Origin of the sequence: Paraglaciecola sp. (genome assembly GCF_030730205.1) — a bacterium.
In the GTDB taxonomy this organism is placed as follows: Bacteria; Pseudomonadota; Gammaproteobacteria; order Enterobacterales; family Alteromonadaceae; genus Paraglaciecola.
The window spans coordinates 41,563-66,189 of sequence record NZ_JANQVQ010000028.1 but is presented as its reverse complement, the minus strand read 5'-3'; the positions used below and the strand labels follow the sequence as shown (position 1 = coordinate 66,189).

19 protein-coding genes are annotated in these 24,627 nt (G+C 41.2%); 4 read left to right on the top strand and 15 right to left on the bottom strand.

Going from position 1 to position 24,627, the window contains the following annotated elements; all coding sequences use genetic code 11:
* Positions 1-235: 235 nt before the first annotated feature.
* Together NWQ57_RS02620 and NWQ57_RS02615 are read right to left on the bottom strand one after the other, a co-directional pair.
* A complete protein-coding gene (locus NWQ57_RS02620; protein WP_306020450.1) occupies positions 236-2,386 on the bottom strand; it encodes a pectinesterase family protein in 2,151 nt (716 codons plus the stop codon).
* Positions 2,387-2,614: 228 nt separating this feature from the next.
* A complete protein-coding gene (locus NWQ57_RS02615; RefSeq protein ID WP_306020449.1) occupies positions 2,615-5,701 on the bottom strand; it encodes a TonB-dependent receptor in 3,087 nt (1,028 codons plus the stop codon).
* A 219-nt stretch (positions 5,702-5,920) separates the two neighbouring features.
* On the opposite strand from NWQ57_RS02615, the gene NWQ57_RS02610 reads away from it, so the two are divergent.
* The 4 genes from NWQ57_RS02610 (at position 5,921) to NWQ57_RS02595 (ending at position 9,449) form a co-directional block, all read left to right on the top strand.
* Complete coding sequence (locus NWQ57_RS02610) at positions 5,921-6,517, top strand: sigma-70 family RNA polymerase sigma factor (protein WP_306020448.1); 597 nt, start codon at positions 5,921-5,923, stop codon at positions 6,515-6,517.
* Positions 6,514-7,584: a FecR family protein gene (locus tag NWQ57_RS02605; RefSeq protein WP_306020447.1), complete on the top strand. Its 1,071-nt coding sequence runs from the start codon at positions 6,514-6,516 to the stop codon at positions 7,582-7,584. Before NWQ57_RS02610 ends, NWQ57_RS02605 begins: the two co-directional genes overlap by 4 nt.
* 198 nt (positions 7,585-7,782) lie before the next feature.
* Positions 7,783-8,985, top strand: coding sequence for a hypothetical protein (locus NWQ57_RS02600; protein ID WP_306020446.1), 1,203 nt, complete (start codon positions 7,783-7,785; stop codon positions 8,983-8,985).
* Between the two features lie 2 nt (positions 8,986-8,987).
* The gene (locus tag NWQ57_RS02595) at positions 8,988-9,449 is read left to right on the top strand and encodes a hypothetical protein (protein ID WP_306020445.1); all 462 of its coding nucleotides are present in this window, start codon (positions 8,988-8,990) and stop codon (positions 9,447-9,449) included.
* A gap of 225 nt (positions 9,450-9,674) precedes the next feature.
* Here the strand turns inward: NWQ57_RS02595 and NWQ57_RS02590 are convergent, their stop codons facing one another.
* From NWQ57_RS02590 to NWQ57_RS02530, 13 genes are all read right to left on the bottom strand, one after another.
* Positions 9,675-11,732 (bottom strand): bifunctional diguanylate cyclase/phosphodiesterase, encoded by a 2,058-nt coding sequence (locus NWQ57_RS02590; protein WP_306020443.1) that lies wholly within the window; start codon positions 11,730-11,732, stop codon positions 9,675-9,677.
* 497 nt (positions 11,733-12,229) lie between these two features.
* Positions 12,230-13,018: a YggN family protein gene (locus NWQ57_RS02585; protein ID WP_306020442.1), complete on the bottom strand. Its 789-nt coding sequence runs from the start codon at positions 13,016-13,018 to the stop codon at positions 12,230-12,232.
* Positions 13,019-13,105: 87 nt separating this feature from the next.
* Positions 13,106-13,615: a DUF1566 domain-containing protein gene (locus tag NWQ57_RS02580; protein ID WP_306020439.1), complete on the bottom strand. Its 510-nt coding sequence runs from the start codon at positions 13,613-13,615 to the stop codon at positions 13,106-13,108.
* Positions 13,612-15,330 carry a DUF1566 domain-containing protein gene (locus tag NWQ57_RS02575; RefSeq protein WP_306020438.1) on the bottom strand — a complete coding sequence of 573 codons (1,719 nt, stop codon included), beginning with the start codon at positions 15,328-15,330 and terminating at the stop codon, positions 13,612-13,614. The genes NWQ57_RS02580 and NWQ57_RS02575 overlap by 4 nt, the downstream gene beginning before the upstream one ends.
* Before the next feature lie 50 nt (positions 15,331-15,380).
* On the bottom strand, positions 15,381-16,109 hold the full coding sequence (locus NWQ57_RS02570; RefSeq protein WP_306020437.1) for an LrgB family protein: 729 nt from the start codon (positions 16,107-16,109) through the stop codon (positions 15,381-15,383).
* Entirely contained in the window at positions 16,102-16,473 is a 372-nt protein-coding gene (locus NWQ57_RS02565; RefSeq protein WP_306020436.1) for a CidA/LrgA family protein, read from the bottom strand. Before NWQ57_RS02565 ends, NWQ57_RS02570 begins: the two co-directional genes overlap by 8 nt.
* A 66-nt stretch (positions 16,474-16,539) precedes the next feature.
* On the bottom strand, positions 16,540-17,895 hold the full coding sequence (prsR, locus tag NWQ57_RS02560; RefSeq protein WP_306020434.1) for a PEP-CTERM-box response regulator transcription factor: 1,356 nt from the start codon (positions 17,893-17,895) through the stop codon (positions 16,540-16,542).
* 30 nt (positions 17,896-17,925) lie between these two features.
* Positions 17,926-19,944 (bottom strand): XrtA/PEP-CTERM system histidine kinase PrsK, encoded by a 2,019-nt coding sequence (gene prsK / locus NWQ57_RS02555; protein WP_306020432.1) that lies wholly within the window; start codon positions 19,942-19,944, stop codon positions 17,926-17,928.
* A 51-nt stretch (positions 19,945-19,995) separates the two neighbouring features.
* Complete coding sequence (locus tag NWQ57_RS02550) at positions 19,996-21,120, bottom strand: beta-ketoacyl-ACP synthase III (protein ID WP_306020430.1); 1,125 nt, start codon at positions 21,118-21,120, stop codon at positions 19,996-19,998.
* A gap of 177 nt (positions 21,121-21,297) precedes the next feature.
* Positions 21,298-22,236: a hypothetical protein gene (locus NWQ57_RS02545; RefSeq protein ID WP_306020429.1), complete on the bottom strand. Its 939-nt coding sequence runs from the start codon at positions 22,234-22,236 to the stop codon at positions 21,298-21,300.
* Between the two features lie 10 nt (positions 22,237-22,246).
* Positions 22,247-22,903, bottom strand: a complete 657-nt coding sequence (locus NWQ57_RS02540; RefSeq protein ID WP_306020428.1) for a hypothetical protein — start codon at positions 22,901-22,903, stop codon at positions 22,247-22,249.
* Entirely contained in the window at positions 22,896-23,438 is a 543-nt protein-coding gene (locus NWQ57_RS02535) for an RNA polymerase sigma factor (RefSeq protein ID WP_306020427.1), read from the bottom strand. The genes NWQ57_RS02540 and NWQ57_RS02535 overlap by 8 nt, the downstream gene beginning before the upstream one ends.
* A gap of 106 nt (positions 23,439-23,544) precedes the next feature.
* On the bottom strand, positions 23,545-24,456 hold the full coding sequence (locus NWQ57_RS02530; RefSeq protein ID WP_306020426.1) for a hydrogen peroxide-inducible genes activator: 912 nt from the start codon (positions 24,454-24,456) through the stop codon (positions 23,545-23,547).
* Between the last annotated feature and the right edge of the window lie 171 nt (positions 24,457-24,627).

Below are 24,627 nucleotides of genomic sequence, written 5' to 3'. Positions count from 1 at the left end.
AAGCTCTTAGCCAAAATGGCTTTGAAATTCCCTTCCCACAACGCGATATTCATATTATTGGCGCAAGCCCTAATCCATTGCCAGAGGACAAAGCGGTAAATACAGAGCCATTAGATAATAAGAAGTAAAGTTTGTGCTGTGCTTATCATTGGTATAACACTGACAAGCACTTTGACGGCAGATTGATAACCCCTCTCAAATTAGTGATTTAAGCGTTGCTTACGCTAATTACCTATCATTGTTGGGCACCATTAAAGGCCTCACCTTCTACACAAGCTTGTGCACAGGGCATGAGTAACTTGTCTACTTCTGACAGTGGCGGAGCAAATACTTTATTTAAGAAGTTGAGTAAAATATCTCGTGTTGTATCAGCCCAAGGATGGAAAAGCCAAAACGGATGCGGTGTATCGGGTATGGTGTGAATTTCTGAGTAAATACCATATTGGGATAGGGTTTCCACATAAGCGGGGCGGCCAATATGGAATCTGTCATAAGATGAATTAATAAATAACGTAGGCGGAGTATATCTCCCTACATATTCAATGGGGGATGCTTGATGCCAAAGTCTAGGCTCTTGGACATAATGGCCCCCCAACCAAAGAGCAGCGTAAGAAATTTTATTGGGTTTATCTTCAAATTCACGTGCTTGTGGTGAAGCCAGATCTGCCACACCGTCAATATTTATAATGGCGTTCACGGCCTCGTAAGGTGAATCACTATTGGGATCAGTACCCATTGTACCTAACAATGTCGCCATATGTGCGCCAGAGGATGCGCCTAAAATTGCAATCCTATTAGGATCGACAGAGTAGCGTTGATGATGCTGTTTTAACCAGATTATTGCACCATTAATATCTTCTAATCCGGCTGGATATAACGCCTGTTTTGACAGCCTATATCCCACTGCAACACCCACGTAACCATGCTCTGCTAACCACCTAGCAGTTGGCACTTGATGTGATTTATCTCCCGAGCGCCAAGCACCACCATGAACCATAACAACTGCAGGAACAGGTTTAGCTATTGTTTTGGGTGAAAAGACATCAAGGTATAAGTCAATCCCTTGCACTGTTTTATAGACTACATTGAGATGAGAAATCACCGAGTCATCAAGGTTATTTGTGCTTGTCTGATTTATGGGGGTGATAAAGGGGTAATTGCTGACATTCTTTACAAACTCAGTTTCAATGGTGAAATCTGCTATTTCACCAACCAAATGGTCTATGACTTCTCTGGTATCCACATGACCGCTGTACAACTGGTTATCGATTGGAGGTTGCCAACCTGCCAGAATATTACTCACTGAAAAAGCTGCAGCTGAAGTAAGTTGTCTTCTAGTTTTAGACGGATTCGCACCTGGGCCATATGAAGCATATTCAAAAAATCGTGCTTCTAAGGGACTGAACATTATCATTTCCCCCGTTTTAGATTTTCCATGCATGGGGTGCCAAGGATCTTGCTGTATGTGGTCGTCCATAAAGGTATTGATGAATACCGTTTGTCCTATTGCTCGTGGATCAGCATAACGGCCATCTTCAAAAGACGTTGTGGGATGCCAAGGTCTTCCCAGTGCCATGCTGTTTTTCTCTACACCGGCTTCCTTTTTAAGACTCGAGTCTATAAATACCAAGCCAAATTTTTGTTCAATCGGCGTGCTTGGTGCCGTGACATAGCCTATGGGATAAGGTTGATTTGGACGAAATCGCGTCACAATATTTGAACGATAAAAAACCGCTGTTCCGCCTCCAAAAATAAAATCTATGTGACCACTGATGGTTGTATTCAAGAAAAATGAACGGCCTGACTTAAGGTATAAGGTATCTTGATATCCACTAATATTGACATTTTTAAAAAATGCCTTATCACTGCCTTGATTGGTCAACACCGCCACCGCCTGCAAACCGTTCAAACGACTAGGATTATCTTGAGCAAGCCCATCGTAATAAGGGTAATCAAAGGTGTTTTCAATGTGTAAATTTTCTGCGCTAAAGTTCGGTGCGTTGATAGTAAGTGTCGCACTTTTTGATGTACCAAGTGTTTGGCCGCTAGACGTTTTTAATCCCGCATACGCGTCAAAATAGAGTCGAGTCGTAGTGGCACTCTCTCCTACAAGCCTGATAAAAGGTTTGGATATTTCCACTTTTTCATAATAATCCCCCGCCATAATTTTAATCGTATAGGGTAAGGTCAAATTATTAGGCGCAGCGCTAAGGGCCTCAGTGATTGTTTTGAAAGCCTCAGGGTTGCTCGGATCAACAATGGCTTTGATTTCGGGGTCACTTTCGTCAAGCGTTGTGGCCCCAATATGAAAATGGCAAATAGAAAGCCCAAATAGTAAAACAAAGCTAAAAATCTTTATTCTACTTCGATTGTGATATGTGCTCATTTTTCACCCTTTTGTAAGCCGACTTACTTTTTCTGTTGTCAAAAATACGAGAAGATGCCACCGGTAATAAAACAGCTAAGTTATTTGTTAACAAATATGTTGAACGAGCCCTAAAAAACGTCATCGTTATCTACTCCAGTGCGCATTGGAATAAAGGTTTGAATAATAGCTTGTTCTCGTTGTAAAAAAGGGATGTGTAAGCATCCCTTTCGTGTTTTAGCCTATCGTTTAGAAGTTATATCGAGCTCCGAGGAAATATTCGGTGCCGGTATGACTGTATTCACGGGTTAAATCCATGTCACCGTCACCTGTTCCGTAGATACGTTCAATTTCGTCAGTCAAATTTATGATTTCAAGTGAAAAGGTAATATTTTCATTAAAGTGATAAAAAGCTGACACGTCCACATGAGTCGGGCCGTATTTGCGTTCTTGCAGATTGCCGTTACCGCCATCTTTATTTACTAGGTAGTCATCACGTTTATTCATTGATATACGCGCACCATAATCCTCTTCTTCATAGTACAGAGTAAAGTTATAAGAATTAGGTGATACCCCTTCTACTTCCTTTGCACTGACATGGGTGTAGTTAGCCACTACACCAAAGTTTGATAACCAACCATCAAAAAAAGTAAATGGCTGTTGGTAGCTTAATTCATAACCTGTTACGGTGAATCCATCATTATTATTAATGGGAATATTATGCGAATAAACTTGAGTTGCAGGATCGCCTATCGGGGCGGTTGCGATGTATTGAGGATCAGAATATATAACCGGCCAAAATTCTTGGTCAATTAACTTTTCAACTTCTTCGTTTTCAAGGGAAACAACAACCTCTTTGTTAAAGACATTAAATGCCAATACCGATTCTTCCGCAAAATACCACTCTATCCCTAAGTCGATATCATTTGATTCATAAGGATTTAAACCAGGATTGCCTAAATTACTGACAGTGAACGTTGTATAGCCAAAGGTCGGTGCAGCGATATTTAAACTTGCCAGACTTGGGCGCGTCATGCTTCGACCATACGACAAGCGCGTAATAATGTCATCACTAACATCCAAGGCTAAATTCATCGATGGTAAGAAGTTATTGTAATTGCGTTTTACTGAAACCATATTATCACCCACTAAGGCTTCTGACGTGACTTCTGTATTCACATAACGCAGACCAAAGTTAGTGCGTAAAAACATATCGCCAACATCAACGCCACCATTATATTCGATATATAAGGCCTTAGTTTGTTCGCCCACTACCCAACCTGCGGCGGTATTAGGGGTATAATCATGAGTGAGGATGCCATCTTGTTCTAGTTTATCAAAATCAGCCACTAAGAAAGGTACTAAAGTTGCGCCATCTAGGCCATGACCAAAATCTGAGTAAGGGAAAGCAGTGGCGTATTGTGAGGGGTCAAAGGTAACAAAGTTGCCGTTACCGGTTTGGCTGTCTACTTCGCGATCATTAAACGCAATACCTGTTTTAATATCAAAACTGTCACCTAAATATTGCAAATCAATTTTACTGGTAAGGTTAGTTTTTTTAACATTATGACTACGGTTTGCCGCATTAACCGCATCCACAAAATTGTTAGGATCGGTGGCATCGTAATCACCGTAGCTAACAGTAGCTGCATCTGCGCTGCTGTAGTCATAAGAGTAAAAATGTGGCACAGAACGATAGTAGTAGCGAATTTCTTCTCTATCTGAATCATTTTTAGCATAGCCTACCATTACATCGAGTTTCAGGCTGTCGTTAAGTTGCATATCACCTGAAAAAACATACTGATCGAAGGTCGAATCAGATACTTGATAACGGCTTTCATACCATGAGGTCACATTATCAAAACTACCGGCAACTAATATTTTACCTGATTCATCTACGGTAAATTCAAGTGGTGTTTGTCCTTGGAAATTTCCTGGTGCCCCGCGATTAATAAACCATTCCATTGAATTGTAGCTACGTCTGTCGTTTTCCAGCTCAGAATGCAGGACATCAAGGGTAAACAACATGTCGTCAGAGGGTTTGTATTGCAGTGAGGTCGTTACCCCGATACGACTTTGGTCATTACCAAAAAAATCAGCTCGAGGCAGGCGTGGAACCCACAAACAAGATATGGCTTCTTCCGCACCACAATAGTTGCTTGGTGTACCATTAATAGTAGATAGCTGCGAGGTATCGCCCCATGTTCCATCACCAATTTGATTGGTTGGTTGCCAGCGCACACTGCCAAAGCCTTCTTGACGCACGGTACGATCAGAAACAGCAACAGACAATAAAGCACCAAAGGTATCATCGTTAAAAGTATTGCTGACCAGAAAGGCAAATCTAGGGTCGTTTTCTTTGGTTACCGTATTATAACCTCCCTTTAATGATACTGAAGAATGAAAACCAGTACTGTCGAAAGGTCGAGCAGAATACATATCTACCGTACCCGCAATACCACCCTCTTCAATTGCGGCCGTTTGGGTTTTTTGAATATCAATTCGATTAAATAGCTCTGAAGCAAATACATTAAAATCAAAAGCTCGGCTATTGTTTAGAGTTACACCACCCGAATCGAGACCGTCTGTACCTGCTGGTACTTCCATGCCATTTAATGTGGTGCGAGTAAACCCGGGACTAAAACCTCGCAAGGTTATATTTCGACCTTCACCACCTTCACGAGAAATGGCCACTCCGGGAATACGCTGAATGGCTTCAGCGACGTTTAAATCAGGAAACTTGCCCATGTCTTCAGCCATTATCGATTCGCGCACATTTGATGCATCGCGTTTTGCATCAAGGGCTTTAACCAAAGCATTACGGAATCCTGTTACGTTGATAACTTCTATTTCATCTTGTTCGAGTGTTTTGTCTTGCGGGATCTCTTGTGCTGCGCTGGTAAAACCAATCATGCCAGCTAAGGCAGCGAAGATGCCGAGTGAAACTTTCGATTTTTTCATGGTAATGGGTCGACTCTTATTTTCTTTGTTATCAATAGAGAGCAAACCTTGGGCGTTAATACTTACCTGTAATGGCGTTCCATCAATCAATAATTCGATGGCCTTGAGGATTGTGTATTGCCCATTAATCGAGTTGGCTGTCACAAACTTCACTGAGTCATAGGGAAAGACCAAGGTAAAGTCTGCTTGTGATGCTAGTTCAATTAATGATTGGTCCGCACTCTGTTGAGAAATATTGAATTGATGTACTTTTTCATAATAAGCAGTATCGGCCCTAACTAAAGACGACATAGCTGTTGCAGCGACAATAAATGTTATTTTTATCAGTACTTTCAACTCAACCTCTGAAGTAAGATATTTTCTTACTCTGTTCATAGAGACGGACAAGGCGGTGGATTCCACCAAAATTATTTACAAAATAATAACACTAGTTATCGAAATGAAACGAATTTGTCGTAACTAATTAGGCATTAGTTATACATAAGGATTTCAACAAAAGTGGGGTTTACTCATTTTTAAAAATGTACGCAAACTTACCAGATGAACTGGCTACTAAGAGACTAAATAAAGTGCCATAGGTTTGGTGGAAAGCCTATGATGTTTCGTCTAATAGTTAATAGAGTACTTATAAGGCTTAAGGATATTATGTCTGGCAATATGACAGATGTTTTTTTGGGAATAAGAAAGTTGGTAATTAAAACTATTTCTAGCATAGTACCTCCCGATGATATTGAAGATATAGTACAAGAAACCTATGTGAAGCTCTGTTTAGTAAAGTCTGAGGTGAATATAGAATACCCTCGTTCTTTTATGTTGAAAATGGCCAAAAATTTAGCTTTAGATCATAGAAATAAAGCATCAAACAGGCTTAACGAAAGTATTGAAGAATTAGAACTTGAAGATATTGCGTCCTTAAAACAAGAAGGTGACCCCACCTTTGAAGGATTTGCCACCGACCAAGAATTTTCACGTTTTTGTGAAGTTGTTCGACAATTACCGGTTAAATGTCGAAAAGTATTTGTGTTGAAAAAAGTGTATGGCTATACCCAGAAAGAAATCGCAAAAAGCTTAAATTTAAGTGAAAATACGGTGGAAAATCACATCGCAAATGGCCTGATAAAGTGTAATGAAATGCGCAGAATGCAAACGTTAAAGGCACAATCTTATTCTAAATCAGGAAATGCCAAATGAGTAATGTATATGACATCAGCGATCAGGCTCTAATCAACAAACAGGCCGCTATATGGGTTACTAGGTTAGACCGAGGTTTGACTAAAGCTGAATTAAAAGAGTTACAGCATTGGTTGAAAAATGAGCGCAACGAACAAGAACTATTTATGATGGCAAGTACATGGGATAAATTAGATAGCTTTTCACAGTTGTCTACCCTATTCCAACCCGCTATTCATAACAATTCCGGAAAATTTGTACGCAGAACTTACCTCATTGCCGCTTCGGTCATCTTTTGTTCTTTATTTGTTTGGTTATTTACTACCTTTTCTCTCACAGAAGATGAATCATTTCTTACTGCCGATAAAGTTATGTCCTCACATTCCACTTATCAAACTGCGGTGGGCCAACATTCTACCATTAATTTATCCGACGGTAGCATATTAACCATCAACACCAATAGTTTCGTCACTGTAGACTTTAACGCCAATGAGCGACTCATTAAGTTAGTCAAGGGTGAAATTTTTATTGATGTTGCCCACGATAACAGTCGACCATTGAGCGTCATTGCCGATGACACCGTATTTCAAGCTGTTGGTACTGCGTTTAATGTAAAAAAAGTGTTGAATGAAAGTATCGAATTGTTAGTCACCGATGGCAAAGTACTTATTGCTGAATTAAAAAATATTAAACAGTCAGTTGATGCTGCAAGTGGTATTAAGATGGCGATGGATTTACCTTTGGGTGTGACACAAGCGGCGATCCCTGGTGACATGGTCATCATAAAGTCATCTCTAACGAGTAAACAAAAAAGAGCAAACCTTGGTGGTGAGGATATCAAAGTGTCCTTAGGCTGGTTAGATAGAAAACTCATTTTTAAAGGCGAGACACTGCAGGATGCGATGAATGAAGTTGCTCGTTACACAGACTCAAAATTTATTATTCCAGAGGAAAATCTCAGAAACCAAAAGATTGCAGGCGTATTTAAAACAGATGATATCGAGGTGTTGTTAAATACCTTATCGCAAAATTTCAATATTCATCATGAAAGAACTCAAAATGGCAACATCTTACTGGTTTCCAAGTAAGGCAATGAAGTATCAGTAATAAAAAAACATAGGTATTTCAGCGCTAAGGATAGCAATGGCTTTTTCTATGATTCTTAGCAAAGATGAACGTTTTTTTTAAATGTGAATTGTAAAACAAGACGCGGTGACCTATCGCCTTGTGTAAATCATTGTTCTCACTTAGAATCATTAACAGAAACGTTTAAGTTAAGGTTTTTTTTGAAACTGAGTAGAATCCTATTTTTATCAGCCTTAAGTGGTTTTAGCGGCTTAAGTGCAACTTATTCGTATGCTGATACACCGGAGTTTCGTTTTTCCGGTTTTTCTCGTGTTGTGCTAGGTACTTTAGACGACAAAAATGCCAGCTACGAAGGTTATGATAATAATATCAGTGCAGGTGAAGGTTCCTTACTTGGTTTGCAGCTCGATGTTGATTTAAGTGAGACCTTTTCCTTAACCAGCCAATTATTAGCCCATAGTTCGGAAAACCGAAACTCCGGTGTTGAATGGCTGTATTTAAGTTACCACCCTATTCCAGAATTAAATGTTAAATTAGGCAGGCAGCGTGCGCCCTTTCACTTGTACAGTGATACTTTAGATGTTGGCTATGCTTATCCTTGGATTAATCCTCCTCAGCAAGTGTATAGCGGTTATTTATTTGATCAATTTGATGGTATTGATTTAACCTATGAAATTTCTGCCGAGGATTTTAATGCAGAGTTCGAGGCCTATTGGGGTGAATTTAAAGACGAGTTATCTGTTAGTAGCGTGCAAAAAATAGACACCGAAGTCACTAACATGTTGGGGCTAGTGTTAACGGTTAAAAGTCAAAATTTTACGTTTAGAGCGTCTACAGTTAACACCGACTTTTCAGTCGAAATTCCTGAAATGAAAGCCCTGGCTGATATTTTATACCAACTTAATTACACCCTATCAGCAGACTCGCTAAAGACTCAAGGTAAGGTACAAATTAATCAATTAGGCATGACCTACGATAACATTGATTATTTTGTGAAATCGGAAATCACTCAAGTGACTTCGCCCGTCATTTTTGTTCCCGACATTATTAGTTATTATGTATCTGCTGGTAAAACTGTGGATTCATTCACTTACCATTTTACCTATGGGCGCAATAATGCAGACTTTGCTGAGCCTGTTGTCGAGATACGCGCTGGCCTAGATCCGCAAATAGACGCCTTGTCTGCAGGTTATCAAACGATTTTTGATACCTTCCCAAATGATGTTCTAACCAGTTATGCTTTAGGCGTTCGTTGGGACCTTAAAGTTGGAATGGCTTTAAAGGCTGAAGTGACTCACTTACGTGGTGTGAAAGGCGAACGTTCTTACTTCAATATTCAAGACTTAGAAAAATTCGATTATAAAGCCAATTTAATTCAGGTTGCATGGGAGTGGGTATTTTGAAAATGCACATTCCTTCAATTAAAACCTCCTTGTTAGTTTGGCTATTTTCAGCATTTTCAGCATTTTCAACCAATGCTATTACTCAGGTTAATGATGAAGAACTGAGAATTGTGGTGGTTGCGAATCTTCAGCAACAAGAATTAGAATTGTCAAAGCAACAGGTTAAGAGTTTATTTATGGGCTCATTTGTCGGCCATGAACTTAAAGTGGTGACATTACCTCCTAGTAGCTTAGTAAGAGTGAATTTTAATACTAAGGTGATTGGCATGACGGAGGATCGTATTCAGTCTTTCTGGGCGCAAATGCGCTTCTCTGGTCGTAAAACGCAACCTAAAGAATTGAACGATATAGATGCTTTGCTTGAGTATGTTGAAAATACTCCTGGTGCGGTAACCTATCTACCTTCAACGGTACGGTTACCGGATAGCTTGCAAGTTATTTATACGCTCCCTAACTCTAATTAACTGACTAGTGGGATAAGCAAAGGTTTGCTTTATACCACGTTGAGTTGACATCCCTAGTTGTTCAATTCGGTAGGTATCGGCGAGTTGCCCCAAGCAATAGCGCAGCCGACTTTTTTGCGCTTATAAACGCAGTGGCTGGGGTAATAACGCACTATCACTAAAATTACACCGCAGCGAAGTGCACCAATACCAGTAGTGAGAGGCTCAGCCAACCCAAAGGCAAGGTCAATTTAACAGGGCAGCTTTTTTGACGTCTTCTAAGCTGACAGGTCGACCAAACAAATAGCCTTGTAATAAGTGGCAACCATGGTCAATGAGATAATCCGCCTGCTCTCTGGTTTCTACCCCTTCTGCACAAACTTGCAGATTTAACTTGCTTGCCATATCTATAACTGTGGTGGTGATAAGGCTGCTGCGCTCAGACACGCCGAGATTATCAACAAATTGTTTATCGATCTTTAAGGTATCCAAGTTAATTTGAGTCAGGTAAGCGAGAGAGGAATAACCGGTGCCAAAATCATCCAGTGCGATCGTTGCGCCCAATTCATGCAATTTAGCAAAGAAGCCATTGGCTATATCTAAGTTTTCTAAGTAGGCTGATTCAGTCACTTCAAATTCAATCCACTTAGGGTTAATGTCGTAGTCTTCAAGCAATTGACTGATTTCGGTAAACAACGTTTCATTTTTTATATCTATTGCTGATAAATTGACCGCCAAACGGACATGCTCAATTTGCGTACTTTGCAACTCTGTGAACTCGATGCACATTTGCCGTAATACCCACGAGGTAATTGAATTAATCTTACCGCAGTTCTCTGCGATGGGAATAAATTCTGCTGGTGATATAAAACCCAGCTCCTTATCATGCCAACGCAACAGGACTTCAAAACCTTTCACTATGGCCTTTTCATCAACTTTAGGTTGATAAAATAAGGTAAACTTGTCGTGAGCTAAGGCTTCATCAATATTTTTAGCAATTAACAATTTACGTTTATTGTCTTCCATCATTGATTCTACAAAAATGGTGTAGCGGTTTTTACCCTCCAATTTTGAACGATACATTGCTAAGTCAGCATTACTGATAAATTCACTCAGATTAAAATTAGACTGACTTGCCTTTGCTATGCCAATACTGGCTCCCACATTGATTTGCCATTCTTCAATTTTAATGGTCTCACTCAAGCCATTGACGATCCGCTGGGCAATGTCAGTCATCACGTATTCATTAGGGTTGTTATGCAACATAATTAAAAATTCGTCACCGCCTAAGCGAGAAATAACATCCCCATCACGTAGATAACTTTTTACCCGCTCGGCGATTTTAATCAGTAATTTGTCACCGACTTCATGGCCAAAGGCATCATTAACGTCTTTGAAACCGTCTAAATCGAAAAACAGTAAAGCGACATCAGAGTCGACACGTTTAGCTCTTGCAATTTCAACTCGCAGCAACTCTACAAAAAATTGCCTATTTGGTAAGCCGGTTAAACTATCAAAATTAGCTAATTTTTCCATCGCCTTTTGCTGGGATAAAAGGCGCATGGTGTAGTCTTTATTACGCTCCACCTCGGCATTGATAGCATCCATCATATGGCCAATATCATCACTGAGTTCAGCAACTTCGTATTTGCCATTAATATTGGGCTTTAAGGAATAGTCGTGCGTTCGCTTAACTTCATTGGCAAATTGGGATAGTTCGCTAAGAGGAGATAACAGTCGATTTAAAAATAGATACAATCCGAGCAGTGCTACTGTCACAATAAGAATTAACAAGGGAGAAATTTTCTCCAGCATTTGCCTTTTACTTTTTTCTAAGGGTTTATTTAGGTCATTCACAATGACCAAATAACCTTGGGCTAAACGCGTATCCCCAATCACCTTGAAGGCAATAAGCTGTGAGCGTTCGATTGTCATACCTATTGAATAAATATCTAAAAAATTAGCCAGAGAAGGCTTATTTTCTGTTTGATTTGGCTGCCCAGACTTTCCAAAATAACTGCTTAAACGTTCACCATCAACGGTAAAAATATGCGCAAATTTTACATTTTCATATCTGTCTAAACGCAACAAAATCGTGTCTAGTTCAATTTCATTATCGGAGGAGACTAAAACGCTAACCAAGTCGTTAGATAAATTTTCAGATAGGCCGTCCAAATCGGACTTAACTGATTCACGATAGAGAATTTCGTGTTGATTAATGGAAATAGTCAGCGAGAATAACGCTACGCTCAATGTTGTTATTACGATAATCAATATCAAAGGAACTTTGACGGAACTTATCATTGACAGCCTAGACTCCAAAATACGTTTTTCAGTTATAAATACAGAGAGCGCAAACGAAATAAATGTCGACAAACTAGCTGCCGGATAAAATGGAATATGTCGGTGCGATGCCCAAAGTAACCAATTACTTCAACGTTTCTCAGTCAATTCTGAAACGATAAAAGCGTTTAATAATCTTAGTGTAGTACCAAGACCTAACTTTCCTTTGAATAACCTTGTCGTAAATTTATATCGGGAGGTCTGCTACTTATGTTCCCCTCATGCCGCAGACACTACAACCGTTACATATTATGAAATAAAGCGGCGCAGATTACGACACACAATGAAACATTTTAATTTGTTTTATCCGGGCGTGTTGACTTTACATCCTTGGCAGAAGCAAACCCAAGGCAAAAAACAATGATAAATATTGACGTTGTTGTCAGCCCGGGTTAGCAGTTAGGCTGGTAGATATTGACTGACGAGAGCGTATCACGGCCAAAGTCGAGTAGATACGCTTATTGAGGGATGCTAATTGTATTAGAGCTGGTATTGAGAATATTATATGCTTTGAGCTCAGGCACATTCTGCCGCAAGTTTTCTTCGACACGATCTAACTCTTTAAATTTATTACAAAACCACTCAGCTTTTTGTTTCAAGGACTGTGCCTTAGGAGCCACATTCCGTTCAATAACGTTACCGACGTCTTCGAGTTTTTGCGCCAGTTCATCCACTTTTTGCTCAGTGTTTTGCTCACTTGCCACCAAACCGCCAATCGCCGATAAAATACCACCTACAGACGTGCTCATCACGTGTTCGATTTGCTCTTCAAGTTCGCGATCAACAAAATCATCGACATTTTCTAGACGACCTGGCCCCATATAATAAGTATCGTTAGCATGAATAAATTTCTCTCGGACACTTTTTTGTACCCGCTCTAGGGAGGCTTGGAGTTTTTGCTGACTTTTATGGTCTTTGCCCATGAGTCCCGAATAGACCTGCTCGACAGTATCAACAGCCAGTTCAACGCCTTCGTTTGCCAATAAAATCATTTTGGGTACGACTAGGTGCAAGCCCTTAGCAAGTTCAGCTAAATTTTGCTGTTGGTGTTCGTCGGGCAGTTCAATCCAATGACCACCCACCATAAGCTGGGAGTCACCATTGATCTGATACACTGTTCGGCTATTGTCAATAACCCGAATTTGCTGCTGGTTAATGACTAAACCAAAATTAAGGGCCACTTCACAGTCGAGATCTGCGTAAGCAGAGCCACAAAAACAACACAGAAGCAGAAATCTAAACGCCATAGTTTTCTCTAATAAATCTTTGTGCTTAGTTTGCCTTGTCAGCTAAAAATAGCAACGGAGGATCCGATAAGCTTTCGAAATACTAGGTTAATTTGCGGTTCGTACTAAACGGGTATACACAAATAGACTTTTTTCTTTAATTGAATTACTGCTATTAAAAAAGGCAATAACCCACGCTCGTTGGGGATCTGACACCGCCGGACTGGAAGTCCAAAAGTCATCGGCTGGGGTATTCGGAAAAATTTCAGTATTGATGGCAGGTCGCACACATTGACCTTCGGTAATGCTGGCCAATTCTTTGACGTTAGGAACTCGCCATCCTGTCTGATTCGCGTAGATATAACCATGGGCTGTTTGTAAGGCCTCTTGCCAATTTAACTCAAGCGCGTCCCCGGTGCAGCTCGCCGAAGCACTATTCCACGTTTGGCCCAAGCTGCAACGCATCCACATTAAGCCCAATCGACTGTCGGTTACCGTGCCATTTAGGTTTATCGTAAAGTTACTGCTAGGCGTGGTTTCATTAATACTTTCGAGGCAGGTTTGAGCCAATCCCGAGCATGACACGCATACCGTAAAGAATAAAAGACTGAGCTTCATCGACCTGCCCTCACCAAGCGTATAAACGCCACATTTGTTTTCATTAAGAAGTTGTCATTACCAGAGTTAAAGTCTACTGCCCATGCCGTACGTGAGCTATCAGAATCCGCACCATCAGCACTGGATTGATTGGTCCAATACCATGCTGGTGCTAAAGTCGATTCTGCGGTATTAGGAAAGTAGTCTGGGTCAATCATCGGCGGTGCTATTCGACCAAAATGCACGATCGACAGTAACTCTTGATGGCTAGGCATTCGCCAATCATTAAAGTTACACAAGCCAGCACTATTAACAGCAGCAACATAAGCGGCAGTATTACATTCAGTTAAACTACAACTTGCTAGTGTAGGACTTTGCGCACCGCTGAATTCGTCACCTTGCTCACTTAAATACCACGAATACGTATGAGCACTGCTATGTAAATCAGTAGAGGTTGCCGCTGATTTCACTTCCCAAATCAAGCCTGTGACATTATCTCTTACACACGACCATGTTTGTTGACTATCATCCACTTCATCACCAATGTTATCTAGGCGAGTAAAATCAAAGCCAGCATCTCCCCTGCCCGCTTTCTCAAGTAAACCATTTGTAGCGATAATGTCTTGACCACGCTGAGCATCTTGGCCAGGAAAGTCGTGTTGGTGTTCAGTGGTATTGGTGGAGTTGTTTGCTTGTAATAAGATGCCAGTGTCATTTAAAGGTCTGATCAATAAAGGGTTAATCACAACATTAACGGCATCCTCTACTACATTTCCCGAGGCATCGCTTACCGCTAAGGTAAATGTCATCGTTTGAGTAGAGCTAACTTTAGGTGCGACTCCATGAGTCCGTAATTGTTTAGGATCGCTGATCAATGGGTTTAATTCAGAATCATTTAGCCATTGGTAAAGCAAAGGACGCGCAGCCGCAACACTGGTACTCGCCTCACCCGCTAAAATAATAGACTCACCAGAAAACACTTGATGGTCAACTCCAGCATTAACTACCGGCACAGTATTACTGGCACTAAGAACACTAAGAGTAACGGAAGCACTGCCTTGTGCCCCTTCTTCATCTGTCACTGTTAGTGTAAAACTAAGGCTATTGTTATTATCTAAAACAGGACTGATAAACGCTAAGCTATCGCCATCGGTACTAATGCCACCTAAGACTTCCTCTCCGGCAGTTTGTTGCCACTTAAATTGCGTCACTGTTTGACTGCCATCTGAAGCATCGGTATCAAAGCTGGTACTACCATCAAGGACAACTTCAATACCAGCAGGAAACTGATTTAGCGCGAAACCCTGAATTTGATTGACCACGATTTGTGCGCTTGGTGCGATGTTGACAGGTAAAACCTGATATTCAACCGTATCTGAACCCTTGTTGCCATCCGCGTCGGTTACTTCCAAGGTAAATATGTAACTTAAGATACTTGTCGTAGTAGGCGTCACAAAACTAGCGGTTGCGACACTGGTATCTTCATGGGTAATAACTAAACTCGGGCTAGCGCGCCATGCATAGCTCAAAGGTTCAGTTACCCCAATTGCCTCTGCACTGAGGGTTATCGTGGTGTTTTCATCCACACTTCTATTACTGCCGGCATTAACAATGACCTTAGCAGCTGGAGAATTTGTATCACTATCTAATGATCCTCCCCCACAAGCCACTAACAACATTACAAAGCTCAAGAAGGCTAAACGGACCCCAGTTTTTTTGCTTAAAATTAAATTCATAAAATAAAACACAGTACGATTATCAGCGACCTTGGTTATGCCTATGCAGATTATGTACCAGATAAAGGTAAAAATGCGGACATTATCCACGGCAATAAAATAGCCGTAGCAACACCGTTGATACATAAGGCGACGGTAGCAAACGCAGTTGTTTTTTCTCCGAGGCTAATGGCATGGGCAGTGCCAATGGCATGACTTGCAGTGCCCAACGCAAGGCCTCGGGCACTACTATCATGGATATTGAATAGACGAAATATTGGTCCGCTGACGAGCACACCTAACAATCCGGTTAAGATGACGATCCCCGCAGCTAATGAGGGATTAGCGCCAATCAAACGGCTGGTATCAATTGCCAAAGGCGTAGTAATGGACTTTGTCAGCACACTTAACTGCAACCAGTCTGGGGCGGTGGCCGCATATAAAATTAGCCATGTCACTAAGGGGCCGGTCAGTCCCCCCACACAAATGATTAGGATCATTTTTATACCTGCTTGATGAATTAAGCGCAAATGACGAAAAATAGGGATGGCCAGTGCACAGGTCGCTGGCCCTAAAAGCCATGTTAACAAACCAACCTCTTGGGCATAAGCTTCGATGCTATGCTCAAACAAGGTTAAGATAGCAAGCATAGCGATGCTGCTTAGCACAATAGGATGCAACCATAGTAATGAACCCTTTAGGCGATTGATTTTCACAGCAAAAATATACGTAGTAATGGTAATCAACAGTAATACACTTTGAGTCAGCCAAGGTAATTCGCTAGCCAGCAAGTTAACCATCAGCTGAATCTCCGGAGCTCTTAAGCAGCAGCTTTTGCGCGAGCCATGCGGTCAATAACAAACTCACAACGGTGCTGAGCAATACCGCAAAAAGCAACAAGCCGAGCCAAGGACCAAGTTCACCAATAAATGCAGCGGCGCCTACTGTAACTGGAATAAATAACAGAGCAATCCAGCGCAACACCCAAGCACTGACAATAAACAATGGTGATGGAACTCGCTTGAGGATTAGCAAAGCAGCGAGCATCACAAATAAGCCCATTAAAGAAGGAGGAAGGTTTACATAAGGGCTCAAAAAATTGCCAACTAGCCAACTACAGATAAGAGCCACAAACGCGAGTGAAAGGTAAAACGTATGTGCCATAAAGACCTAAATTAAGCAGCTGAGTGAACCAGCCGCCCATCATCATACCTTAGAAAAATATCTCACCTAACCGGTTTTGATATCATCTAGGTGATATTTATCAATCAAAGAATAGAGTGTAGGACGGGTTACCCCAAGTAACTCTGCCGTTCTTGACATATTGTGCTCAGCTACCTGATACGCATTTCGAATAGCCCTGCTTTCAGCTTGTTCACGAACTTCTCGCAAGTTTAAAGTATCGATGGAGGGGACTTCATCATTGACACTTAAATTCAAGTCATCAGCTTGAATATGCGAGCCCTCAGCCATTATCACCGCAGCTTTTAATTTATTTTGTAACTCTCTAATATTGCCCGGCCATTTGTGCTGCGTCATTGCTTTGATCGCACTATCGCTAAAGCCTTTTATTTTAGTTTTAAATTCGTTGTTGTATTGGGCTAGAAAGGTTCTCGCTAATAAAATAACGTCGTTATTGCGCTCACGCAAAGGGGGAATATTAATGCTGATTTCACCGATTCGATAATATAAATCTTCGCGAAAAGTTTGCTCAGCCACCATGCTGGGTACGTCCCTGTGCGTTGCACAAATTACCCGAATATCCACCGGTATTTCACTGCGCCCCCCCACTCTTTCAATCACTCTTTCTTGTAAAAAGCGCAACATTTTAGCTTGTAAACCAATGGGCATATCGCCTATTTCATCTAAAAATAAAGTGCCGTTTTGCGCCGTTTCTATCTTACCAGGCGTGGTTTTGTTCGCCCCAGTAAAGGCGCCCTTTTCATAACCAAACAACTCACTTTCTAATAAATTCTCTGGAATCGATGCACAGTTAATGGCGATAAAAGGTTTATCTTTTCGTAAGCTGTGTTCATGAATACTGCGAGCAAAGACTTCTTTACCTGTACCGCTTTCACCTAGTAATAAGGTGCTGATATCAGTTTGCGCAATTCGTTCCGCTTTGCGGCTGGCGGCTAATATGCCTTCGCTTTGCCCAATAATTTTATCCATAGATGGGGCCACTGCGGCTAAGTGGCGGTTTTCCATTTCTAAATTAAATAAATTAATCGCGCGACTCACCAAAATTTGAATAGTGTCTGAGTCTATCGGTTTTTGATAAAAGTCGTATGCCCCAAGATTGATGGCTTTTAAGGCATTTTTTTTATCATTGTTGCCCGTTACTACAATAACTTTTGTTTGTGGTGCTAAAGATAAAATCTCTTCCAAGGTTTGCATGCCTTCAGTGGCATTAGCCGGATCCGGTGGTAATCCTAAATCCAAGGTCACCACTTTAGGTTCAAAACGTCGTAATTGCGCTATCGCGCTGCTTCTATCCTCAGCAAAAATGACTTCGTAACCGGCAAAGCTCCATTTCAGTTGCTTTTGTATTCCTAAGTCGTCTTCTACGACCAATATTTTTTCCATGTCTATGCCCTTCGAATCATTTCTTCATCATTAAATTGGAATGCGTAAAGTAAAGGTTGAACCCTGTCCTTCTTCACTTTCTACACTAAGTTGTCCACCAATCTTATCTAAGAACATTTTGGCATCAAAAGCGCCAATCCCCATTCCTGCGTTACCTTTTGTCGTATCAAAAGGCTTGAACAACCGTGTTTGAATAAACGCTTCACTCATACCACAGCCGTTGTCGACTATTCTTACCAGCATATATTTTTCATTGTCAGACTTATCCAAGATCACGTCAATTTGACCATCATCTCGAGTAGCTTGTTGTGCATTACTGATAAGGTGATACATCACATTGGCGAATTTTTCTTTGTCGAGTACCACTTCAGTCTCGTTGTTCACCGACACATTGGGTGTCGGATATAACGTAGCGCAACGTTGCTGCACAACTTGTTCAATACACTGAGACAATAACACGAGAGATTCAGAACTGGCCACATTGCTATGCTTTTCAGTCAATTGACTCAGCATTTTTTCCATTCTCGCTTTAGTATGATGCAATGTCTCAAAGGTATCTTCAATAAATTCAGGATTATTTTTATGCTGTTCAGCATTACATAAAATAAGGTCGATTTGCGCTAACACGTTTTTTAAATCGTGCAATACAAATGCTGACATGCGGGTAAACGCAGCAAATTGTGCATTTTCAGCCAACTCTTTAGCAGCCTGCTGATGAAACAAAAAGTTAGAGACTTGCGCCGTAACGGCATTGATGTAGTCACGTAGTTCCCAATTCAGCTTTTTAGTCGCATGCTGCGCCCCTAACATTACGGCCATCCCCCAAAATTCATTGTCTTTATACAAAGGCACAATGATTTGGAACCGAGCTTGATTGAGTAAAGCGTGATTAATTTTAAGCCCTTCATAATTGTGTGGATGGGTCCGCAGTTCAGTTAAATCAATGATCCAAGCCTTCTGTTTAAAAAACTCAGATAAAGTCAATAAAACGGTTTTTTCATCGTCATTTAAATCAGAGTGATCAACATCCGCTAGCTTGATCAATTCACCGTGCTGGTAACGCAGTAAACAGCCACTTTGATACTCTATTGCTTGTAAAAAGCCCCTCAAAGCAGTGAGATTTATCTCATTAATTTCAGTTTGCGGACTTTCTAAACACTCAGTTAATTTGACCCACTCATGGCGATAATCGAATTGATTGGCAAAAAAGTGTTTCGTAATAAAAACCTTAATACGAGTGCGAAAACTGGTAGACATAAACAGTGCAAGCAATAAGGTTAACGATAAAAATATCAAGACTACTTGGATGCTGGTGTCCCATTCGCCACCAATATATTTAACGACATAGCCCACCAACGCCATAAACAACAAATAGCCACCAGCCACCAGTAGCAAGGTACTATGCAACACAATATCTCTGGAGATATAAATTTCTACACCCCAGTTTTTGACCCGCCTGATAGCTAACACTAAAAGAGGAATGAGTGCAGCGTAAATAAAACCGCGAGAAGATAAATAGTAAACATGGACTTGATCGATCATTAACGCATTGGCAAAGGTCAAAAAATCAAAAATACTGATTACCGCTAAATATAAGATGAGAGGTTTGAGCGCCCAGCGATTGTCGCCCGATTGCCGGTAAATAACCTCCAACAAAACAAGAAACTCAAGGGCGATGGTGGTTTGGATTAAATACTGCCACGACTCTAACGAATGCCCCAGATAAGGGATCAGCATACCAAAGAGCGGCAAAGATACGATCAACCACGTTTCTTTGCGCGCCAAGACTTGTTGAATGTTTTTAAAGTTATCTTTAAGACAAGAGGCTAAAAACAATAACCAAAACAGGTTTTTGACATTATCAAAAAAAATGATTTTTTCGATAGACAACTCAGCGAAAAAAAACGGTACACCCGACCAGACACTGGTCGCTGCGGTCGCCAAAACCAATAAGTATTTTGCTAAACCAGACTTGCGTACCGTTAAGATCAACAGCAATAAAAATGCATATCCAATGGCACTAACGGCATAACCTACTACAGCTAACATATTATCGATCCTTGGCAGACTTCATGTTTTGGTTATTTACCTGATTGTTGCTTAGCGTTTCTTCAACAATAAACTGCCTATGGAATAACCAGCACCAAAGGAACACAACAAACCAATGTCACCACTGACCAAATCTTGATGATGCAAACTAAACGCGATAATCGAGCCCGCTGAAGCGGTATTTGCATAGCTATCTAATACAATCGGCGCTTCTTCAATGCTCGGCTCACGGCCCAGTAGTTTACGACTGATTAAAGTATTCATATTGATGTTGGCTTGGTGTAACCACCAACGTTTTATATGAGTAGAGTCTAATGAGTGACGTTGAAGATGCTCGCTAATATGCTCCACGGCCATCGGGCATACTTCTTTAAAAACTTTGCGCCCTTCTTGATGAAACAACATATCCGCAGCAAAGGGATTAGTGTCATTTGCTCGGCTAACATAGCCAAAGTTTGAACGAATATTGTTTGAATATGAAGTAACAGCCTTGGTACTCATGATTTCATAGACATGTTCGGCATTAGCGGTTTCTGCCGCTTCCACCACCATCGCCGTTGCTACATCACCAAAGATAAAATGACTATCCCGATCACAATAATTAACCTGCGGTGAGGTTAATTCTGGGTTGATGACCAATACGCCCTTAGCCGTTCCTGCTGCAATCATTTCATATGCTCGGTGCAAAGCAAATGTGGCAGCCGAGCAGGCTACTAACATATCAAAACCAAAGCCTTTTATTCCTAGCGCATCTTGTACTTCAATAGCTAAGGCCGGATAAGAGCGCTGCGTATAGGCACAAGATACAATCACAACATCAATATCAGCGGCAGTTTTATTGGCCGCTTCAAGGGCTTTTTTAGCAGCATAAATCGCCATTTCGGCTTGGTCGCTTAATTCTGTATCTAAGCGTGGCGCTATGCTGGGCCGCATTCGGTTGATATCTAAGATGCCTTCTTTGACATAGGCAAAACGACTGCGAATGCCAGAGGCTTTTTCGATAAATTCAGCGCTGGAAAAAGGCTTTGCACTGACTTCGCCACGTTCAATGGCGGCACTATTGTCTGTGTTGAATTGTTCAGCATAGGCATTATAAGCCTGAACCAATTCTTCGTTTGATATGCTATGTGACGGGGTCCACAGACCAGAACCGCTCATTACCACTGACGTTGCCATACTCAATCCCAAAATAAAAAATCATGCTAGGTTAACGTTTTAAATTGAAAATGTCATGAGCAAAAATGCCTCTTGTATCAAGCGAAATTGAGTCCTTGAACCCCATGAGGCCAGCATAAGCTGACCTCATGGGTAAATAAGCACGCAATCTTTCCTCGATAAGCGATTGTAGCCCCCTTAAAACAAGTAAGTGGTGACCGCACTCAACAATTGCTCTTTGTTATTTTTACCCGTTACGCAGGCTTTAACGTCTTTGTTTTTAAACACGTAGACTTTGTCATGAGTACCGATTGCACTGTTATCTTGGGCTTGGATGAAATCATTGAGAACAAAACTAATATTTTCATCATCGGGTAAGGCTTTTAAACCCGCGCCATAACGGCATAACATGGTACCCACGGTATCTTCAAAAGCAGCTAAAGATTGGCTATACAACTTTTGTCTCGCGGTTTCTCGCTCGGCAGCGACTTTACTTTGTTCTTGTGCCAGCTCTTCTGTGTATTTCTCTAGTTCTACCCGTTTGCTCTCGAGTTTTTTTACTTCACTAGCAAGTTTATTTAACTCTTTTTCAAGCTCTTTGCGACGTTCACCATCTGCGCTGCGTTTTTCAAACTCAAGATCACGACGGTTACGTTCATATTCTCGTTGCTCCCAGGCAAGATCACGTTGGCGCTCACTTAGCTCACGCATTTTATCGCGGGTGTCTTGTGCAAATTCACTGTCACGTTCAAAGGCATCACGAATGGCTTCTTCAAACTCCACCTCGTCAAAATCAAAACCAAAACCGGTGCCCGAATTATTAACCGGTGGCGCCACCGGCATGGCGGCTGAAATATCACTTAGCATATTGCCTAAATCAAAACCGAAGACCTTGCCATGGTTATTACTACTAATGCCAAAAACCACCCCTTGATTCGCTAAGTAAGTGACGCTATTGGCTCTGAATCTGAGTTCTTTATTATTGTTTTGACGTAACGAGGCTTGCAAAATATTCAGCATTATACCCAATTCGTTACGCACATCCTTTATGTTAGTAGGCGCTTGGGCATTCGCCTGAGTCATGGTCAAGCCCGCTAAGGTCATGGCTAAAACGGTATTTTTAAGGTTAAATTTCATGGGTATATCCTCACTCTTTATTGCTATTCAAACCCGATTGAGCGGGATTGGTATAGATATCTTGCTGTAATTGATTCAATTGACGAGCATAAAAAAGTTGATCGTCTGAGCGCTGTTCGTTAACAAACTTAATCAGCTCGGCAAAGTCTTCGCGTCTTTCCTTGCGGCTTGACGTCAATAAATATTGGGTCAACTGACTGCTCGCATCTAATTGTTGTTGTTGCAAAGATTGGGTAAACCGATTCATCGCCAGCTGTTGCTCGGTTTTGTACTCTTGCAACTTATCTTCTACTAACCGTTCAATTTGCAGCTGGCTCTGATTATCAGCAAAACTGATTGTCAGCGCGCCGTCATCAACCTTAATTTGTAAACCTGTCACCACCATCAACATGGCAGCCACAGACATGGCAATAGATAGACCAGACAGCCCTTGCCAATGCCACCATGGCGTATTTTTGACCTCGGTAAAACTTGCTGCACGATCCCAATGTGGCACATCTTGTTCAATAAAATGTTGAGCATGTACCGTTATGTTGTTCGCCGCCTCAACTTGTTGCGCAAAGACCTCATCATCTACACAGCGTTGCTCAAACATTAATCGTTGTTGTGCATTTAAACGACCGTCTAGCCACAGAGCAAGTAATTGCTCGTTGGTAACATCAGGCATAATCAACCTCCATTAAGGTTTTCAACTTTTCTAAAGCCCCATACATGCGGGACTTTGCGGTATTTGCCGACATGCCCGTTAGTTCGGCAATTTCATCAAAGGTAAATTGACCAAAAAATTTCAATTCAATCACCGTTTTTTGGGCTAAGGGCAATCGCTGCATCGCTTGGATCAGCTGCTTGTTTTCTTTGACACTATCAATATATTGTTCATTGGGGATTTGTTCAGACTCAATTTCTGGCACATCATCTAAGCCCTCCATAGGACGTTTACGACGATAGAATTCGATGCACCGAAAATGGGCTATACGAAATAACCAACTCTTAAAACTGCCTTCATGACGATACGTGGCAAGGTTTCGATAAACCGAAATAAATACTTCTTGCATTAGATCCAGGGCGTCTTCATTTTTGCCCGTCATCCTAATGCCATAGTTGTAAATAGATTTTTCGTAGCGCTTAAGTAAATTGACCCAAGCCTGTTTATTGCCTTGCAGTGCTTTCGCTATAAGCTGTTCATCGCTTTTCTCAAACACTGGTTAGTTTCCCTGTTTTTTAGGTTCACAGCTTAAGTCGAAGAGGATCAAAAAATAGTTTGAAAATATTAACTAAATAAACACTATTTTTTGACCACAGAGGACATTATCTTTCTAAGGTGGGAATTGGGATCAGAGGAGCCAGTAGATTGGCTAAATGGCGAAACAACCTCACCCGCGTTGTACCTGTACGCCACACCAAACCAATCTCTCGATAGGCTTTATCTTCCGCTGGCATCGAAACTAAAGGTGTGGTTTTCAAAATATGATGTTTAATGGCTAATTCTGGCATGAAGGTGTAGCCCAGTTTACTGTTCGCTAATTGCACTAAGGTGTACAGGCTACTGGCTGACAATGAGCTAACTTGGTCTTTATACGACAAGCCACAAGCACTGACCGCATGGCCGGTCATGCAATGTTCTTGTTGTAATAAAAATATACTTTCTTTGGGCAGGGCAGACACATCAAGCGGAACAGGTAAATTAGGCACTAAGTCACTGTGGGCAATTAAATGAAAAGGATCATGACCGAGTACTAATTGCTTACACCCCGGTGTTTCCATGGGTAAGGCTAATATCAATAAATCTAAGGCGCCTTCGTTTAACTGGCTTAATAAATTAGTGGTGGTGTCTTCTTGAAGTTGTAAAGTGATATCAGGCAAATTTTGTTTTATTTGACTGATCAAACCTTCAAATAAAAATGGCGCAATGGTGGGGATCACCCCTAACTTCAATTTACCAGCCTGCCAGTTTCCAGCACTTTGGGCAAAATCCACTAGCTCATGGGCATCAGTCAGTAGCGCCCTACTGCGTTCGACCAACTCTAAACCAAAAGGTGTGAAGACAAAGTTTTTATGGTCACGCTCTAATAATTGGGTACCAAACTGCTCTTCTAAATTTTGAATCGCGGTACTTAAGGTTGATTGGCTAATATGACAATGCTGGGCAGCACGGTGGAAATGTTGTTCTTGGTGAAGAATAACTAAGTAGTGTAAATGTTTAAGATTGGGCCATTTCATGAAAAACTCATCTATAAAAACGATTAGTTCGACAAGTTTAGATTAGTTTGGTAGATAAAAAAACACTTGAGTGAGAAATTTAAACTCAGAGGCGTGAGAGCAAATTGGCCCACTCGGTGAGCCACTCAATGAGCCACTCGGTGAGCCAATTTGCCATTACATGATCGTTCG

Coding starts and splice junctions, on each gene's coding strand:
- NWQ57_RS02620 (WP_306020450.1), bottom strand. CDS start 2,386: ATGAGCACATATCACAATCGAAGTAGAATAAAGATTTTTAGCTTTGTT.
- NWQ57_RS02615 (WP_306020449.1), bottom strand. CDS start 5,701: ATGAACAGAGTAAGAAAATATCTTACTTCAGAGGTTGAGTTGAAAGTA.
- NWQ57_RS02610 (WP_306020448.1), top strand. CDS start 5,921: ATGATGTTTCGTCTAATAGTTAATAGAGTACTTATAAGGCTTAAGGAT.
- NWQ57_RS02605 (WP_306020447.1), top strand. CDS start 6,514: ATGAGTAATGTATATGACATCAGCGATCAGGCTCTAATCAACAAACAG.
- NWQ57_RS02595 (WP_306020445.1), top strand. CDS start 8,988: ATGCACATTCCTTCAATTAAAACCTCCTTGTTAGTTTGGCTATTTTCA.
- NWQ57_RS02590 (WP_306020443.1), bottom strand. CDS start 11,732: ATGATAAGTTCCGTCAAAGTTCCTTTGATATTGATTATCGTAATAACA.
- NWQ57_RS02585 (WP_306020442.1), bottom strand. CDS start 13,018: ATGGCGTTTAGATTTCTGCTTCTGTGTTGTTTTTGTGGCTCTGCTTAC.
- NWQ57_RS02580 (WP_306020439.1), bottom strand. CDS start 13,615: ATGAAGCTCAGTCTTTTATTCTTTACGGTATGCGTGTCATGCTCGGGA.
- NWQ57_RS02575 (WP_306020438.1), bottom strand. CDS start 15,330: ATGAATTTAATTTTAAGCAAAAAAACTGGGGTCCGTTTAGCCTTCTTG.
- NWQ57_RS02570 (WP_306020437.1), bottom strand. CDS start 16,109: ATGGTTAACTTGCTGGCTAGCGAATTACCTTGGCTGACTCAAAGTGTA.
- NWQ57_RS02565 (WP_306020436.1), bottom strand. CDS start 16,473: ATGGCACATACGTTTTACCTTTCACTCGCGTTTGTGGCTCTTATCTGT.
- prsR (WP_306020434.1), bottom strand. CDS start 17,895: ATGGAAAAAATATTGGTCGTAGAAGACGACTTAGGAATACAAAAGCAA.
- prsK (WP_306020432.1), bottom strand. CDS start 19,944: ATGTTAGCTGTAGTAGGTTATGCCGTTAGTGCCATTGGATATGCATTT.
- NWQ57_RS02550 (WP_306020430.1), bottom strand. CDS start 21,120: ATGGCAACGTCAGTGGTAATGAGCGGTTCTGGTCTGTGGACCCCGTCA.
- NWQ57_RS02545 (WP_306020429.1), bottom strand. CDS start 22,236: ATGAAATTTAACCTTAAAAATACCGTTTTAGCCATGACCTTAGCGGGC.
- NWQ57_RS02540 (WP_306020428.1), bottom strand. CDS start 22,903: ATGCCTGATGTTACCAACGAGCAATTACTTGCTCTGTGGCTAGACGGT.
- NWQ57_RS02530 (WP_306020426.1), bottom strand. CDS start 24,456: ATGAAATGGCCCAATCTTAAACATTTACACTACTTAGTTATTCTTCAC.